Annotated in this window: 15 protein-coding genes; 8 read left to right on the top strand and 7 right to left on the bottom strand. The window is 62.3% G+C overall.

The window, feature by feature from the left end:
- The first annotated feature begins 38 nt into the window (after positions 1–38).
- Positions 39–1,871 carry an APC family permease gene (locus ABH939_RS00140; RefSeq protein ID WP_404649465.1) on the top strand — a complete coding sequence of 611 codons (1,833 nt, stop codon included), beginning with the start codon at positions 39–41 and terminating at the stop codon, positions 1,869–1,871.
- 8 nt (positions 1,872–1,879) lie between these two features.
- On the opposite strand, the gene ABH939_RS00135 is transcribed toward ABH939_RS00140, so the two are convergent.
- Together ABH939_RS00135 and ABH939_RS00130 are read right to left on the bottom strand one after the other, a co-directional pair.
- Positions 1,880–2,953, bottom strand: coding sequence for a VIT1/CCC1 family protein (locus ABH939_RS00135; protein ID WP_020909330.1), 1,074 nt, complete (start codon positions 2,951–2,953; stop codon positions 1,880–1,882).
- 25 nt (positions 2,954–2,978) lie between these two features.
- Positions 2,979–3,824: a lysophospholipase gene (locus ABH939_RS00130; protein ID WP_404649164.1), complete on the bottom strand. Its 846-nt coding sequence runs from the start codon at positions 3,822–3,824 to the stop codon at positions 2,979–2,981.
- Between the two features lie 191 nt (positions 3,825–4,015).
- Here ABH939_RS00130 and ABH939_RS00125 point away from each other — a divergent pair, with 191 nt between their 5' ends.
- Entirely contained in the window at positions 4,016–4,657 is a 642-nt protein-coding gene (locus ABH939_RS00125; RefSeq protein WP_063315626.1) for a DUF4232 domain-containing protein, read from the top strand.
- Position 4,658: 1 nt separating this feature from the next.
- Here the strand turns inward: ABH939_RS00125 and ABH939_RS00120 are convergent, their stop codons facing one another.
- From ABH939_RS00120 to ABH939_RS00110, 3 genes are read right to left on the bottom strand one after another with little or no spacing between them, the layout of a single operon-like run.
- Entirely contained in the window at positions 4,659–5,729 is a 1,071-nt protein-coding gene (locus ABH939_RS00120) for an ABC transporter permease (RefSeq protein WP_073512585.1), read from the bottom strand.
- Positions 5,726–6,595: an ABC transporter ATP-binding protein gene (locus ABH939_RS00115; RefSeq protein ID WP_404649163.1), complete on the bottom strand. Its 870-nt coding sequence runs from the start codon at positions 6,593–6,595 to the stop codon at positions 5,726–5,728. The genes ABH939_RS00120 and ABH939_RS00115 overlap by 4 nt, the downstream gene beginning before the upstream one ends.
- Positions 6,592–7,008, bottom strand: coding sequence for a GntR family transcriptional regulator (locus ABH939_RS00110; RefSeq protein ID WP_404649162.1), 417 nt, complete (start codon positions 7,006–7,008; stop codon positions 6,592–6,594). The genes ABH939_RS00115 and ABH939_RS00110 overlap by 4 nt, the downstream gene beginning before the upstream one ends.
- 308 nt (positions 7,009–7,316) lie before the next feature.
- Between ABH939_RS00110 and ABH939_RS00105 the strand changes: the two genes are divergently transcribed.
- From ABH939_RS00105 to cobU, 4 genes are read left to right on the top strand one after another with little or no spacing between them, the layout of a single operon-like run.
- Positions 7,317–8,276 carry an ABC transporter substrate-binding protein gene (locus ABH939_RS00105; protein WP_204855335.1) on the top strand — a complete coding sequence of 320 codons (960 nt, stop codon included), beginning with the start codon at positions 7,317–7,319 and terminating at the stop codon, positions 8,274–8,276.
- A gap of 7 nt (positions 8,277–8,283) precedes the next feature.
- A complete protein-coding gene (locus tag ABH939_RS00100) occupies positions 8,284–9,318 on the top strand; it encodes a FecCD family ABC transporter permease (protein WP_404649161.1) in 1,035 nt (344 codons plus the stop codon).
- On the top strand, positions 9,315–10,103 hold the full coding sequence (locus tag ABH939_RS00095; protein ID WP_404649160.1) for an ABC transporter ATP-binding protein: 789 nt from the start codon (positions 9,315–9,317) through the stop codon (positions 10,101–10,103). The genes ABH939_RS00100 and ABH939_RS00095 overlap by 4 nt, the downstream gene beginning before the upstream one ends.
- Positions 10,103–11,425, top strand: coding sequence for a bifunctional adenosylcobinamide kinase/adenosylcobinamide-phosphate guanylyltransferase (cobU, locus tag ABH939_RS00090; RefSeq protein ID WP_404649159.1), 1,323 nt, complete (start codon positions 10,103–10,105; stop codon positions 11,423–11,425). The genes ABH939_RS00095 and cobU overlap by 1 nt, the downstream gene beginning before the upstream one ends.
- Positions 11,426–11,427: 2 nt before the next feature.
- Here cobU and ABH939_RS00085 read toward each other — a convergent pair whose 3' ends face one another.
- Entirely contained in the window at positions 11,428–12,213 is a 786-nt protein-coding gene (locus ABH939_RS00085; protein ID WP_020909339.1) for an IclR family transcriptional regulator, read from the bottom strand.
- Positions 12,210–13,748: an APC family permease gene (locus tag ABH939_RS00080; protein ID WP_020909340.1), complete on the bottom strand. Its 1,539-nt coding sequence runs from the start codon at positions 13,746–13,748 to the stop codon at positions 12,210–12,212. Before ABH939_RS00080 ends, ABH939_RS00085 begins: the two co-directional genes overlap by 4 nt.
- Positions 13,749–14,096: 348 nt before the next feature.
- On the opposite strand from ABH939_RS00080, the gene ABH939_RS00075 reads away from it, so the two are divergent.
- Together ABH939_RS00075 and ABH939_RS00070 are read left to right on the top strand one after the other, a co-directional pair.
- Positions 14,097–14,687 (top strand): MauE/DoxX family redox-associated membrane protein, encoded by a 591-nt coding sequence (locus tag ABH939_RS00075; protein WP_404649158.1) that lies wholly within the window; start codon positions 14,097–14,099, stop codon positions 14,685–14,687.
- 44 nt (positions 14,688–14,731) lie between these two features.
- A complete protein-coding gene (locus tag ABH939_RS00070) occupies positions 14,732–15,340 on the top strand; it encodes a redoxin domain-containing protein (RefSeq protein WP_019745575.1) in 609 nt (202 codons plus the stop codon).
- The last annotated feature ends 45 nt before the right edge of the window (positions 15,341–15,385 follow it).

The raw sequence follows: 15,385 nt of genomic DNA, 5'->3' as shown, positions 1-15,385 counted from the left end.
CTACGGGAAATGACGATACTGACTCGGTGAGACATGCAGTGATACTCGGACACCGTGGAGTCATATCGTCGACCATCCGCGCCGGCGGCGAACCTGAGAAGCAAAAGCTCTCCGTCGCAACCGGACTGGCGGGTCTGTCGCTCGACGCGATGGCCTCGGTGTCGTACGGTCCAGAGGCCATCGTGTTGGTGTTGGCCCTCGCAGGCGGCGCGGGGATCGGCTTCACCGTGCCGGTGACGATCGCCATCGCAGTGCTGCTTGCAGTCCTGGTGGCGTCGTACCGCCAAGTGATCGCCGCATTTCCCGAAGGCGGTGGCGCGTACGCCGTCGCAAAGAAGCATCTGAGTCCTCGCGCAAGCCTGACCGCCGCCGCATCGTTGATCGTCGACTACACCCTCAACGTCGCGGTATCGATCGCAGCCGGTGTCGCGGCTCTGACCTCCGCCTTCCCTGCGCTTCTTCCCTACACGGTCTGGATCGCACTGGCGATACTCGGCGGCATCACGGCACTGAATCTGCGGGGCATCGCAGATTCCGCGCGGGTATTCATGTTGCCCACCGTGGTTTTTGTCGTCAGCATCTTCACGGTGATCGGTGCCGGACTACTTCGGGAAAACCCTGCTGCCGCAACGGCTCCCTTCCTCGCCGACAACGCACACACGATCGGCATTCTCCTTCTGCTCAAGGCATTTTCGAGTGGTTGCGCCGCATTGACCGGTGTCGAAGCCATCGCCAACGCGGTACCCAGTTTCAAGAAGCCTCGCGTGCGTAGCGCTCAGCGTGCCGAAGTAGCTCTGGGAATCCTTTTGGGCACCATGTTGATCGGCCTTGCCGTGTTGATCGAGAAGTTCTCACTGGCCCCAGTCCCTGGAACAACGGTCCTGTCGCAACTCACTTCCGCTGCCCTCGGAAATGGTGTGGGCTACTACGTCGTCCAATTCTCCACTGTGATTCTGTTGGCGTTGGCCGCGAACACCTCGTACGGCGGACTTCCGAACCTGATGCGAATCCTCGCCGACGACAACGTGCTCCCGCACCGCTTCAGCCGGAAGTCGACGCGCGACGTCTTCACGTACGGCGTCTTGTCGCTCGGTGGCGTCGGTGCTCTCCTGCTCATCGGATCCGGCGGGAACATGAACACCTTGGTGCCGCTGTTCGCCATCGGTGTGTTCATCGGATTCACGCTCGCGCAGTTCGGCATGGTGCGCCACTGGCTCGCCGAACAGACGCCGGGCTGGAAGTGGCGCCTAGCGCTCAACGGTTTCGGGGCTGCGTTGACTTCGATCGCAGCAGTGGTGACTACCGCCATGAAGTTCACCGAGGGCGCCTGGCTGATCGCTCTCGCGCTCCCTGCGCTCGTCCTCGGCATGGAACGCATCCGCGGTGCGTACACACATATCGGTACGCGGTTAACCGTTCAGGGTGAGAACGATTCTCTGTCTATCGGATACAAACCAGCGGTCCTAGTACCGGTGTCCGAAATTACGTCGCTCTCCACCCGCGCGATGGCCGCGGCAACGGCGATGTCGTCACAGCCCATCGCAATTCGAGTCTGCCTGGCCCACGAATCGACGACGGACTTCACACGCCGATGGCAAGCCCGACACCCGAATTCGCGTTTGATCGTCATCGAGGACACCGAGAATTCCGTGGGGAACACTCTCGCTCGATACGTCCGTACGCACTTCCCCCACCGAGAAACCTTTGTCGTAGTCGCCACCATCGACCCGGCGACCAGATGGCACCGATTCCTCCCGAGCCAACGGACCGATGAGATCGCTCATGCACTGCGCAAACACACCGAGGCCGTGGTGTGCCAGATTCCGGTCCGGATCGATCCGGCTCACCGCGATCCCGCCCTACGCGCGTAAGCAGACGCTCAGAGCGAAGTCCCGAACAACATGCCGAGCAGATACGTCGCGCCGGCAGCGCCGTAGCCGATCGCAAGTTGGCGTAGAGCCCTCTTGAACGGCGGCCCGCCCGAGAGCAACCCGACCACAACGCCCGTCGTCAGCAACGCGATCCCCACGAGAACAGATGCGACGATCAGAGCCGTCATGCCTTCCAGGCCGAACAGGTACGGCAGCACCGGAATGATTGCGCCCGAGGCGAAGAAGCAGAAACTTGCCGCCGCTGCGCCCAACCCGGTTCCGACGGCTTCATGGTCGTCGACAACGTCCGCGGCGCCGAAGGTGCTGTTCGCGAGGACCTCGGCGGCGCGCTGGTCCGCTTCCTCGGCGGACATACCGCGGGCCCGGTAGACCAGGGACAATTCGTTCGCGTCGACGTCGAGCAGGCCGACAGCTTCGCTGGCAGCCGGACCAGGATTGGACGCTTCCAACAACTCTCGCTGCGAGCGGACTGAAACGTACTCGCCGGCTCCCATCGACAGGGCGCCGGCCAGAAGCCCGGCCATGCCGGTGATCAGAACGATCTGATTGGAGACGCCGCTACCGCTGATGCCGAGCACGAGAGCGAGATTGCTGACGAGGCCGTCGTTGGCTCCGAAGACGGCGGCACGAAACGTCCCCGAAAGTCTGTTCCGACCCCGAGTGGCCAAGGCCCGCACCACTTCTTCGTGGATCTTCTCGTCCGCGCCCATCGATGCAGTCGCGTCGGCGTCGTTGGGATACGGGGATCGCGTCTCCGCGCGCTGTGCGAGAGCGAGCACGAAGACGGAGCCGAAGCGCCTGGCCAGAAAGCCCAGTATCCGAGTGCGGATATCGCCGCGAAGTGGTTTGCCGACGTGATCGCCGAGTAGCGCTCGCCAGTGCGCCTCGTGTCGACCCTCCGCGTCGGCCAGTGCGAGAAGGATTTCGCGCTCCTCGCCGCTGCGCCTACTCGCGAGGTCTCGGTAGACGGCGGCCTCGGCTTGTTCGTCGGCGAGGTATCGTCTCCAGCGCTTGACATCTCGCGGGTCTGGATCGGGTCGTGCGGCCGGAACTGTGGACATCGTGTTCCCCTTTCCGGTGAGGCGGTCACGCTTCGAGTACGCGGTCCATCCACGTCGTCAGATCGTTGATGACGTCGTCGCGGTTGGTCTCGTTGAAGATCTCGTGCCTGGCGCCCGGATAGGTGTAATAGGTGACGTCTTCGATCCCCGCCGAGTTGTAGCGTTCGACTGCGACGTCGGTACGGCTCAGTGCGGCGTTGAGAGGATCCGAGGTGCCGACGAAGACCAGGATCGGAAGGTCTTGTCGCACGCCCTCGACGTCGACGAACCTCGGTCCCGCTGCGATAAGTCCACCCATGCCGGCGTCGTCCAGGCTGAAACCGCACAGCGGATCGTTGATGTACAAATCCACCTGCGCTTCGTCACGGCTGAGCCAGTCGTGCGGAGTACGGGCCGGTTCGAATTCGGCGTTGAACTGGGCGAGGACGTCCGGGCCGTCGTTGACGAGGCTCTCGATCAGTTGATCGACCGCGGTGGTCCCCGACAGTGCGACGGCGTCGATCAGGTGCGAATGATCGAGGATGTACTGCTGCGAAGCGAATGAACCGAGGCTGTGGCTGAGCAGTACGACGGGCAGGCCGGGGTGTTTGTCGCGGATGATGCCCGTGAGGGTCACCATGTCTGCCACCAAGCGGTTCCAGCCGTCGTCGCCGATGTTGCCTGGGCCGGCGTGCATGCTCTCACCGTGGCCGCGGTGGTCCGCCGCGTAGACGTGGAAACCGCGAGCATTCAGGGCTTCGGCGACGTGTGCGTAGCGTTTTGCGTGCTCACCCATACCGTGCGCGAGTTGAACAACCCCTCGAGGTTCCTGCTCGGTGGGCCATTCGTGGACATGAATGACCACTCCGTCGCCGCTGGTGAAGGTGAACATGCGCTACTCCCGGTGGTCGCGATCCGGACAGGTCATTTCTCATGCTAGATCCGCAGCGGCAATCCATCCGGGAAGTAGGTCCTGATCACCGGCGAGCCTGATTCGTTTCTGCACATCCGGCCTCGGATTCGGATATACCGGACACGGATGTTCCGGAGCCAGTTGTCGACCAGCTTGAGGAGTACAGAGCGATGAATTCGAACCGCATGCGCAACGTCGGCTTGTTGGCGGCTCCACTTGCTGCTCTCGCCCTTCTCAGCGGTTGCGGCTCGGATGAAACGGGAACGGCCGAGAGTTCACCGGCACCCGCCTCAACCACGACCGCCTCTGCGCCGACGACCCAGACCGGCACCGCTTCACCTTCGACGACCCATACCGATCACACCCAAACCACAACCTCGACGGCACCCAATCCCGAAGGCTGCGCGATCGGGGAACTGAACGTCACCCTCGGCGAGTCGAGTGGCGCCGCCGGTTCTGTGGAGCTTCCGGTGGTCTTCACCAACACGGGCGGCCGCACGTGCACGCTCGACGGTTTCCCCGGCGTCTCGTATGTCACGGGAGCGTCCGGAAGCGAAGTGGGTGCTGCAGCCGGCCGCTCCGGATCCGGTTCACTCGTCTCCCTTGCCCCTGGCTCTGCCGCAACGTCTTTGGTGCGAGCTACGAACGTCGAGAACTACCCGGCAGATCAGTGCGGCCTGACCGACGTTGCGGGACTGAGGGTTTACCCACCCAACAGCTACGACTCGGTCTTCCTCGCCTACCCCACCAAGGGTTGCTCGATGACCGGCGCGAACATCAACCAGCTGACGGTCGCGCCGGTCGCCCGCTGAGTCACGGCTTGAGGCGTCGTAGACCCCAGAGCGCCGGCAGGAGGAACAATCCCGAAAGGAACAGGACGAGTGCAGCTTCCGTGAACTGGAAACGCCAGAACCGATCAGCTGAGTGGTAGCGAACTTCGTAGTGGTCGACGCCGTGTTCCCGCAAACAGATCTCCATCTCTCTGTTCTGCTGCGCTGAGAGCACATCCATGCGGAGGCTGTACTCGGCGCCGGTCTCCTCCGGGCGCTGGTCGTACGGGTCCTCATCGCCTGATCCACCCCACGTGCACTCGTCGTATTTGACGTCGACCCAGTTACCTCGGAGGTCGACATATCCCTGCGCGAGTTCCCAATTGACCGCGGGGATACTGGTATCGCTCGAATAGTAGGAACTGAATCCGGCGACGGGTGACGTTCGGACACTCGGCTCGGCGTAATCGGGTCGTGCAACCAACTGAAATGCTGCCAGGATCGCAACAACACCGACCATCGTGATCGCCATTGCGCCGATCGAACTACGCACCAGCAAAGCCAGTGCTGCTCCGAGCATGAGTGCCATGAATGTGTATGCACCCAAGACCAGTCCGCTGGATTGAAAGAGCGGGTACGACAGGTTCGATATCTCGACGAAAGTCGAACGCCCGGCAACAAATGCATACCGGGAGTTGTCCGGGAGAGATCGAGCCCATTGCAGTGCAAATCCGAGCAATGACGAAGCCACAGAAATCGGCAGGAAGACGATTAACACCCGGGTCCAGAACCAACGAGTCCGACTGACCGATTGAGTAAGCCCCAATACGTGTGTTCCTTGTTCGACATCCCGCGAAAACACGGTGACACCGATCAACACGCCGAGGAACACCGGCAGAGCAGTAGCAACCACTGTCGTCAGTGTGAGAGCAGTCTCTGCCGTGCAGATAGCGGTGATGTCATCGAAGCAACTGAGAGGCGATCCGAAGAGTTGGGCTTGTCCGCCGCTCTTGATGATCGCACCACTCGACAAGACAATGACTGCTAATGCCGCGAGGAATCCCAACGACACAACGAGCGATGTCCGGTGGTGCCGCCACGTAACCCAGATCATGCCGCCACCATCGTTTCTGCGCTCAGGTGCCCGAGCACCACGTCGTCGAGAGTTGCGTCGTCGATCACCCAGCCGGCCCGAGGGCTCGGACGGATTCCCTCCACCACGTGAGAATTCGACCGCACCCCCTTCTCGGTATGAATGACCGCACCGGCGCCGACCACGTCCGAGGGATCGCCGTCCCCGATCAATACGTAATGGGCAGCGATCAATTCATCCAACGGACCGGACAATCTCGCGTTTCCGCCGCCCAGCAGAAGAAGTCGATCCGAGACGTCTGCCAATTCGGAAACGATGTGTGACGACAACAGAACTGTGGTGCCGTACTCGGCAACGTCTTCGAGCAGAGTGGTCGCCACAGACCGCCGCGCCACGGGATCGAGATCTGCCAGAGGCTCGTCGAGTAGAAGCAACTGCGGCCTGCGTCCGAGCGCCAAAGCCAGTGCAACCCTAGTTCGTTGACCTGGTGACAGAGTCTTCGCCTTTGCATCGAGAGAAATCCCAGCGCGCTCCACCAGATCCAGAGCGTACTTCGCATCCCACTCGTCGTTGGTATATGCGCCGAATCGAAGAAGTTCTGCAACAGTGAATTTGGGATACAGCGGCTTGTGCTGAGCGAGGTACGACAGGCCTGGGCAGATGCCGTCCTGATCCGGCGTGCTGCCCAGGACGGAGATCGAACCATGGTCAGGCATCGTCAACCCGACCGCCAAGGACATCAGCGTGGACTTACCGGCGCCGTTCACCCCGACCAGGGCAGTGATGCTTCCTGTTGCGATCTCGAATGTGCAGGCGTCGAGCACCTTCTTCTTGCCGAAGCGCTTGTCCACGTCCTGCATTGTCAGTGCCGATTCTTGCGCAGTCATGAAATCTCCCCCTGCTTTCCGGACGGATCCGTTTCGATGAACGTCTTCTCGAGTTCCAAACTCACCAGTGCTTCGATGTCCGTGCGCTCGAGTCCAGCGGCCACGGCATCTGCCACCCAACGCGCCAACTCGCGCCGTAGCGCAGAGCTTTCCGCCATACCGGGCTTGGCCAGGGACTTGACGACGAACGTGCCCAATCCAGGCCGCGGAGCAACAAGTCCGTCGCGCTCGAGTTCCTTGTAGGCCTTCAGGACTGTGTTCGGGTTGATCGCGAGCGCTCCCACGACGTCCTTGGCTGTGGGCAGCCGATCCCCGACTTGGAGATCACCGAGCCTGAGCGCCTGCTTCACCTGAAGGACCAATTGCACGTAAGTGGGAATGCCGGATCGGCGGTCGATACGGAAGTCGATCATCCGAACCCTTTCACTAGTTCATTAGTGGAATAGATATTTACCCCGCCTTGACCTCCCGGGTCAAGGCAGACGACCCCTGTAAAGTGCAGATGCCCCGGTTCACCGGGGTGCCACGCTGCTCGTGTGAAGTTCGGTGAAACCCCGGCACTGTCGACGCAACTGTGAATTCGCCCGTCACTACTCGAGGCGAACGAGTCAGGTCACCGGCCTCGTGGCGACACGATGGTTCTCGGACGAAGGACCGCTCGTGGCGCTTCGCCTCGCGGCCGCGCTGCTCGCGACCCTTCACCACTAGCGGAGGGGTGGCTGTGAGTACTCGGCCGACACGTAAATTCAGATCTGTACTTGCAGCACTGACGGTGAGCACCGCACTGCTTGCCGGTGCCTGCAGTAGCTCGACGTCCGATGCACCCGCAACCACAGCCGCCTCGGACGGCTCGTTCCCGGTGACTGTTGTTTCCGGTCCCACGGATTCCGGCACGGACATCACCATCGAGTCACGTCCGCAGTCGATCGTGTCACTCAGTCCCAGCGCCACCGAGACCCTGTGGGCCGTCGGCGCGGGCGATCAGGTGAAGGCCGTCGACAATCAGTCCGACTCCCCGGCCGGTATCCCGGTCACCGATCTCTCGGGCTTTCAACCGAACGTCGAAGCCATCCTCGGCTACGCACCGGATCTGGTGATCGCATCGGATGACATGAACGATCTTGTCTCCGGACTGCAAAAGGCGAAGGTGCCGACACTCCTACTACCGGCAGCGACGAGCATCGACGACGTCTACGCCCAGATCGAGCGCGTCGCGAAGGCCACCGGCCACGAGGACAAGGGCACCGAAGTTGTCGACACCATGCGCTCGGACATCGACGCCGCTGTCGCCAGTGTTCCTGCGCGCCAACAGCCGCTGACGTACTTCCACGAACTCGACTCCTCGCTCTACACCGTCACGAGTTCGAGTTTTGTCGGGCAGATCTACTCGCTGTTCGGAATGAAGAGCATCGCCGACGCCGCGGGGCAGGGTGACTATCCGCAGTTGTCCGCCGAATTCGTGGTACAGGCCAATCCCGATCTCATCTTTCTCGCAGACTCCCAATGCTGTGGAGTGACAGCAGAATCCGTCGCTGCTCGACCCGGGTGGAGCGGCATGAAAGCGGTTACCGGCAACCAGATCCATGTGCTCGACGAAGACCTCTCCAGCCGCTGGGGACCTCGTGTCGCCGACCAGGTGAAGGCCGTCGCGGCCATCGTTGCCCAAGTTCCCGCGGCCTGAGCACTCGATGATCAAAGCCGGTATCTCCCAACATCGGACCGCCGTTCTGCTCGGCGCCGCGCTCATTCTGTGCGCTGCCTTGCTGATCGGTGTTCTGGTGGGGCCGGCCGGATTGACGCCTGATCGGACCATTCTCGAACTTCTGGACGGAATACCCGGCATCCACCTCGATTCCGGCCTCACCGCAACACAGCAGGCGATTCTCTGGCAGATCCGGCTTCCGCGAGTAGTCCTGGGCGCGTTGGTCGGAGCAATGTTGGCGGTAGCCGGCGCCGCCTACCAGGGCGTGTTCCGAAATCCCTTGGCGGATCCGTATCTCCTCGGAGTTTCCAGCGGAGCCGGACTGGGCGCAACCCTCGCCATCGTTTCGGGTGGAGCGCTGGGCATGTTCGGAATTCCCATGGCCGCCTTCGTCGGTGGTGTGCTGGCAGTGTTCGCAACTTATTCGCTCGGCCGAAGCATTGGCGGGCCGCAGAACGCGGTGGTCATCATCCTCGCCGGTGTCGCAGTCGCAGCGTTCACGAATGCAGCGCAGACTTTTGTTCAGCAGCGGTTCGACGATTCACTGCGCGAGGTCTATTCCTGGCTACTCGGCGGACTGTCCACCGACGGTTGGTCGGAAGTTCTGGTTGTCCTGACGTACGTTGCGCTGGCCTCAGCCGTCATCCTGGTACACCGGCGTGTACTCGACGTGATGGCCGTCGGTGACGTCGAAGCCGCCAGCCTCGGCGTCGACCCGGCCAGATCACGCCTGGTGCTGGTGCTCGCCGCAACTCTGGGAACGGCCGCGGTCGTGAGTGCAAGTGGACTCATCGGCTTTGTCGGAATCGTTGTTCCCCATGCGGTTCGACTGGTCGTCGGCCCGTCTCATCGGCTGCTTCTCCCCCTGTCACTCATGCTCGGAGCGGCGTTTCTTGTCCTCACCGACGTTGCCGCCCGCACGGTCATGGCACCGGCCGAACTCCCCATCGGAGTTGTAACCGCGATGATCGGCGCTCCGTTCTTCCTTCTGGTTCTGCGCCGCAGCCGGGTCTCGGCATGACCGACAGCGCAGTGCGATGCCGCGACCTCCGAGTCAACCTCGGAGGCAAGGACGTCGTCGACGGCATCGATCTCGATGTGACACCAGGCGATTGGGTTGCCGTGGTCGGGCCGAACGGCGCCGGCAAGACAACCTTGATGCATGCCCTCGCTGGATTGATTCCGTCTACCGGTGAGCTCTCGGTCGGGGGACTGAGTCCTCGCAATTCCAGCCGCAAGGCGATGTCCGCCGTCGTCGCGTTGATGCCTCAGCGTCCGGTAGTACCCGAGGGCTCAACGGTCAAGGAACTGGTTGCGCTCGGCCGTACTCCGTATCTACGACGATTCGGAACCGAAACCGCCACAGATCGTTCGGTGATCACTTCGGTGATCGAAAGGCTCGACCTCACCGAGTTCGCAGATCGACGAGCCACCGAACTTTCCGGCGGCGAATTGCAACGCGTGGTCCTGGCTCGGGCACTGGCTCAAGAGCCGCAGGTACTGCTCCTGGACGAACCCACCAGCGCCCTCGACATCGGTCACCAGCAGCAGGTTCTCGACTTGGTGGAGGAACTGCGTGAAGCCGACAACATCACGGTCATCGCCGCGATGCACGACCTCACTCTCGCGGGTCAGTACGGTCGACGAATCGTGTTGCTGGACAAGGGCAGCGTCGTTGCCGACGGCACTCCCTCATCGGTGCTGGAGGCAGACCTCCTCGGCCGCGTGTACGGCGCTCGGGTCGAAATCCTGGACCGGCCCAGCGGTCCCATAGTTGTTCCGATTCGGCAGGAAGGCACCCGCTGATGGAATTGGTGATGCTCGGCACCGGTGCTGCCGACGGTTGGCCGAACCCGTTCTGTACCTGCCCTTCCTGCCTGGCCGCCCTGTCGAGTGAAACCATCCGCGGGCACACTGCCGCCCTGGTGGACAACAGAATCCTGTTGGACTGTGGACCCGAAGTACCGCGTGCCGCGTCGCGATTCGGTCGCACGCTGGCACACGTCGAACACATCCTGTTGACGCATTCTCATCCCGATCACCTCGGCCCGATGGCATTGCTGTTCCGGTCCTGGGCCTCGCGCACCGAACCACTACAGGTTCTCGGACCACCCGACGCGCTCGATCTCTGCCGAGACTGGGTAGGCCCGGATGACCCGGTGACCTTCACACCGCTCGAGACCGGCCAGTCGATCATGTTGGGCACCTATCGTGTTCGCGCACTCGAAGCCGCGCACGAAGTACCCACCCTTCTCTACGACATGACCGACGCATCCGGAACCCGAATCTTCTGGGCCACCGACACCGGGCCTTTGCCCGAATCAACTGTCGACGCCCTTGCCGACGCGCGTTTCGACGCCGTCTTTCTCGAAGAGACCTTCGGCTACAAAACTGACCACGGCACCGGGCACCATGATCTGCCGAGTTTCGCGGAGACGGTGAGCCGACTACGCAACTGCGACGCGATCACCGATCGAACCGACGTGGTCGCCGTACACCTCGGACACCACAACCCGGTCGAAAACGAACTCGCGGAAGCACTTCGCGTGTCCGGGGCGCGAGCGGTTCCGGATGGAGCTGTGCTCGAGATCGGGGTAGGACAGAGCCATCGAACTCTGGTCACCGGTGGCGCCCGCTCGGGCAAGTCCACTTACGCGGAGGGCCTGCTTGCCGGCTACCGGAACGTCACGTACATCGCCACCGGGGATCCGCAGGACGACGATCCCGACTGGATCGAACGAATTGCGTCGCATCGCGCGCGGAGGCCGCCGACGTGGACGACGGTAGAGACCTCCGAGGTCGCCGAAATTCTCGTGGCCGCAACAACACCGATCCTGATCGACTGCCTCGGCACGTGGCTGACCGCACGTCTGGACCGACATCAGGCGTGGGCGACAGAAGATCTCAGCGACGTCCACGCAGATATCGACCGGTTGGCCGACGCCTGGACCGCCTGTCCGGTTCCGATTGTCGCCGTCACGAACGAAGTGGGAAGCGGCGTCGTCCCGGACACGAAGTCCGGGAGACTGTTCCGCGATCTACTCGGTCTGGTGAACAGCCGCATCGCCAGTGAATCGGAGTCCGTGGTCCTGATGACCGCCGGGCTCCCCCTGAGCCTGCGCGGGTGACGTCAGAGCAATCCGGTGAGCTGACGCGCGCAATCGAGTAGGAAACCGACCAACTCTCGATCCTCGTCCGTCACTCGCCCGCTCGCTCCCTGAACACACAACCCGCCGGCCACCTGGTCTGCGTGATCTCGAACCGGTACTGCGACCGCGGATCGACCCAGGCGACATTCCTGGTTCTCGAATGCAAAACCCTGCAGGCGAACAGACCTCAACTGCTCATACAACGCATCGAAATCACCGAGGGTGAACTCCGTGACCCGGCGAAGTTCCAAACCCGAAAGCAGCCGCTCGTCGTGCGCCAACAGAACCTTCCCCAGCGCATTCGCGTGAAGGTTCTTGGCCAGTGCCGCTATTCCGATGATCTCGTGATCCGGATCCTTGTCGACGAACCTCAAGCGCCCACCAGCGAATGACGCGACGTGCAATCCGAACCTCGTGTGTGTCCGCATGTCCTCGACGCGCTCGTGCAGCGTCGGCGCCGGACCACTCGACGACGCCGCATGCGAGAGCTCGGCAGTCCGACGCCCCAACGCGAACCCTGACAGGTCCGGCACCCGCACGAGAAAGCCCTCCGCCACCAGCAGATTCAGCATCCGGTACGCCGTGGCCGATGGAACGCCTGCAAAAGTGGCGATCTCCTTCGCGGTTGTTCCCGGTCCCAGATGAGCCACCGCCTCGAGCATCCCCAGCGCCTTCTGGACCGCACGCGGTTGTTGTCCACTGAAGTGGGTCTCGTCGCCGATCTGTTTGCCTGATCGTGGACCAGCGGTTGCACGGTCCGCGGTCACCGCCCATGCTCCGGCGAGTCACCCTCGGCGGTCCCACGATCCGGAACGAGTCGCCGTCGCCCGTCACCGTCGATCAGCAGAGTGCCCGCACCGGGCAACAGGTCCGCCGTCTCGACGCTGTCGAAAGCGCCGACCATCAGAAGGCTTTCCGGTCTGGCTCTTCGAAGCAATGAACTCCACACTGTCCCCGACACAGCAACAGCAAGAGCAGCGATCGGCAGTGCCCACATCCCGTGAACCGCACCATCGAGAACGATGTAGACCAGTAGACCAGCACCGGCGGTACTCACGGACAGGGTGCATATCCGGGTCAGCGACGTATGTTCCCCGATTCGGCGCAAGAACTTCCACGAAGCAAAGGCCACCAGCGTGTAAGCGCAGACCAACGCGGTCTCCACCACGCCGTCGAAGGATCCCGAATCGTCGCGAACCGTATCCGAATAGATGAATACGCCTGCCGCACTCACCGCGACGAACGCAAGTACCGCAACGTACGGGGTGCGGAACCGTCTGTGCACGCGAGCGAGCGGCGCAGGCAGTACCCGTTCGATCCCCATCGAGTACAACAACCGCGAACCCGCCTGCGCACAACCGAGAGTGGATGCGAACCAGGAACACGTCATTCCGATCTTGACTGCCAGAACCACTTCCGCGCTGGCCCCGGATGCCGTTCCCTCGAAGTACGCTCCGACGATCGTCGCGCCGTGGCCGGTCATCGCCGCCCAGGCCGCAAAAACGAAGAGGACCCCGCAGATGATCGGCGAAATGAGAACCGTGCGTGTGACGCTGATGAGTGGTCGCTTCGCTTCCGGGCCGAAGAAGGCCGAACTTTCGAAGCCCGCCATGCTGAGCACCGTCAGCATCGCGAGAAACGGAACTGCACTCAGCGACGGATTCGGCAGGGCAACAGCAGTTGTCGTGTCACTGTGCGTCGCCAGCATGACCACGACGATGAGAATCAACGAGCACGCTTCGACGACCAGGATCGCTCGGGTGGCGAACCGGACGCCGCGCACTGCAATCCACGCGACGGCCAGGGCAATCGCCACCGTCGTGATCACCGTCGCGGCAGTTCCTCGCACGTCGGGGCCGACGATGGCGATGGTATCGAGGAGACTCGGAACCGCCTGCGAGAAAACCGAAACCGAGATTCCGAGATACCCGAGTACCAGTGCGGCGCCCGCCGTCAGTGTCGCCCGGATACCGGAGCCTTGGAAGACGAAGCTGTACAACGATCCTGCTGCGGCCAGTCTCCGCGTGAATTGAGTGATGCAGAACGCAACGAGAAACACCGCCGAAGTTGTCGCAGCAATCGCAGCCAACCCGACGTAGCCGGGACTGTAGGTGATCATCCACAGGGCGATGAACACCATTCCCGTTGCCGGAGCGATCGTGGAGAGTGATTGCCCCAACAGGTCGATCGGGGTCAAACGTCCTCGTCCGAGACCACGGAGCGGGGAGAACACGGGCTCACTGTGTTGATCCGCATTCTGCGCTCGCGTGATCGCCGCACGCAGTGCCGCACTCACGGCCATGTGTCACCGTCCGTCGCGTCCAGGCCCGAACCTACGAGCGAATTGTCAGAATTCGGTCAAGTTAGTCCGCTTATGTTTCCGCGCAGTTTCCACGATGGCGCGCACAGAACTTTCAAGTGAGAATCCGACTCTGTTTCCCACCCAGCGTCATGCCGGATCAAGGGCGGCCGACGGTATCCGTCCCCTCCGGCAGCACCTTGACCTGCAAGTTCTCCGATTCTCACACGACAACTGCTCTCTCAGTTGCACCTCGTCCAGGCGTAGCGCGGTCGACGCGGGTTCGCAGCATCGCCCGTACAGGATGTGTCCCACACACCACCGGCACTACCCGAGAGGAACGGAGGAAGCATGGACTTGGTCAGCGCCACCACTTCGGCGATCATCGGATTTGTTCTCCTGCTCGCCGGCATTCCCAAGCTGAACGACCACGACGGGGTCCTTCGTTCGGTGCGCGGATACAAAGTGTTGCCGGTGCGACTCGAAGTACCGCTCGCTCGCATCCTTCCCGTCGCGGAAACCGTCGTAGGCATCCTTCTGGTTCTCGGCGTGGCCCATCGCCTCGCCGCCTTGGTTGCTGCCGTCATGTTCGCGTCGTTCTTCACGGGCCTCACGATCAACCTCCTGCGTGGGCGACGCGATCTGGACTGCGGATGTTTTGCATTCGGAGTCGGCGAGATTCCGCGTATCGGATGGTTCCACGCCGTTCGCGCCGGAACACTCGCGGTGATCGCTGTGGCACTGTCGGTCACCGCCGGACAGGCTGAGATCGGCGTCCAGGTCGTGGCGGCGACCTTCGGATTCTTCCTCGTCCTGGCTGGAGTTGCTCTCGCACAGATTCGTTCGGTGGTCCACCTCGGACGACGCCCAGTCGACGACTATCTGTCGAGCGCCTCCACCCGCCTCCGAACCGCCGAAACCGCGTCCCGGTACGGCTCGTGAACTCACATCCCCACCACTGAAAACTCGAAGGCAGGACTACCACGATGACCACTTTCCTCCTTGTCGCGACAGTGATCCTGGTGATCGCCGTAGCCGTACTGTTCTTGATGGTTCTTGCTCTGGCTCGTGAAATCGGCCGCGTACAAGTACGTCTCGGACCTCTCGGTGCCCGGATGATGGATACCGGCCCCAAGGTCGAACAGGCCGGCCCGTCGTTTGCCGGTCTCATCGATCAGGAAGGACGGACCGTCGGAGTCGGTGGTCACCGCGACAAACCTCAACTCCTGCTGTTCACAGCACCGAGTTGCTCGACGTGCAAGAGCCTTCTTCCCGGCGTAAGGGCAATGGCCCGAGCCGAATCGGATCTCGACGTGATCATCATCTCGGACGGAACACCCGAAGAGCATCGCGAGTTCCTGGCCGGCAGCGGGATCGGTTCCGAGCTCAGTTACATCGACGCTCGAGACGTCGGTATCGCGTACCAAGTGGGCACCACTCCGTACGGCGTGATTCTCGACGAGCACGGCAAGATCCGAGGAAAGGGCCTGTGCAATCACATGGCTCAGGTGGAAAGCCTGCTCAATGCGCTCGAATCCGGCACCCCCTCACTCCAGCACCTTCATGCCCAGGCGAAATCCGGCAGCGCGGCCTGATCTTCCTGCACAGTTCGATCCTCTTCACGAATCAGGAGAAAATCG

The sequence above is a fragment of the Rhodococcus sp. 27YEA6 genome, from assembly GCF_044908235.1.
GTDB classification, from domain to species: domain Bacteria; phylum Actinomycetota; class Actinomycetes; order Mycobacteriales; family Mycobacteriaceae; genus Rhodococcus_F; species Rhodococcus_F qingshengii.
The sequence above is the reverse complement of the archived record's forward strand: the minus strand, read 5'-3'. Positions and strand labels throughout refer to the sequence as shown.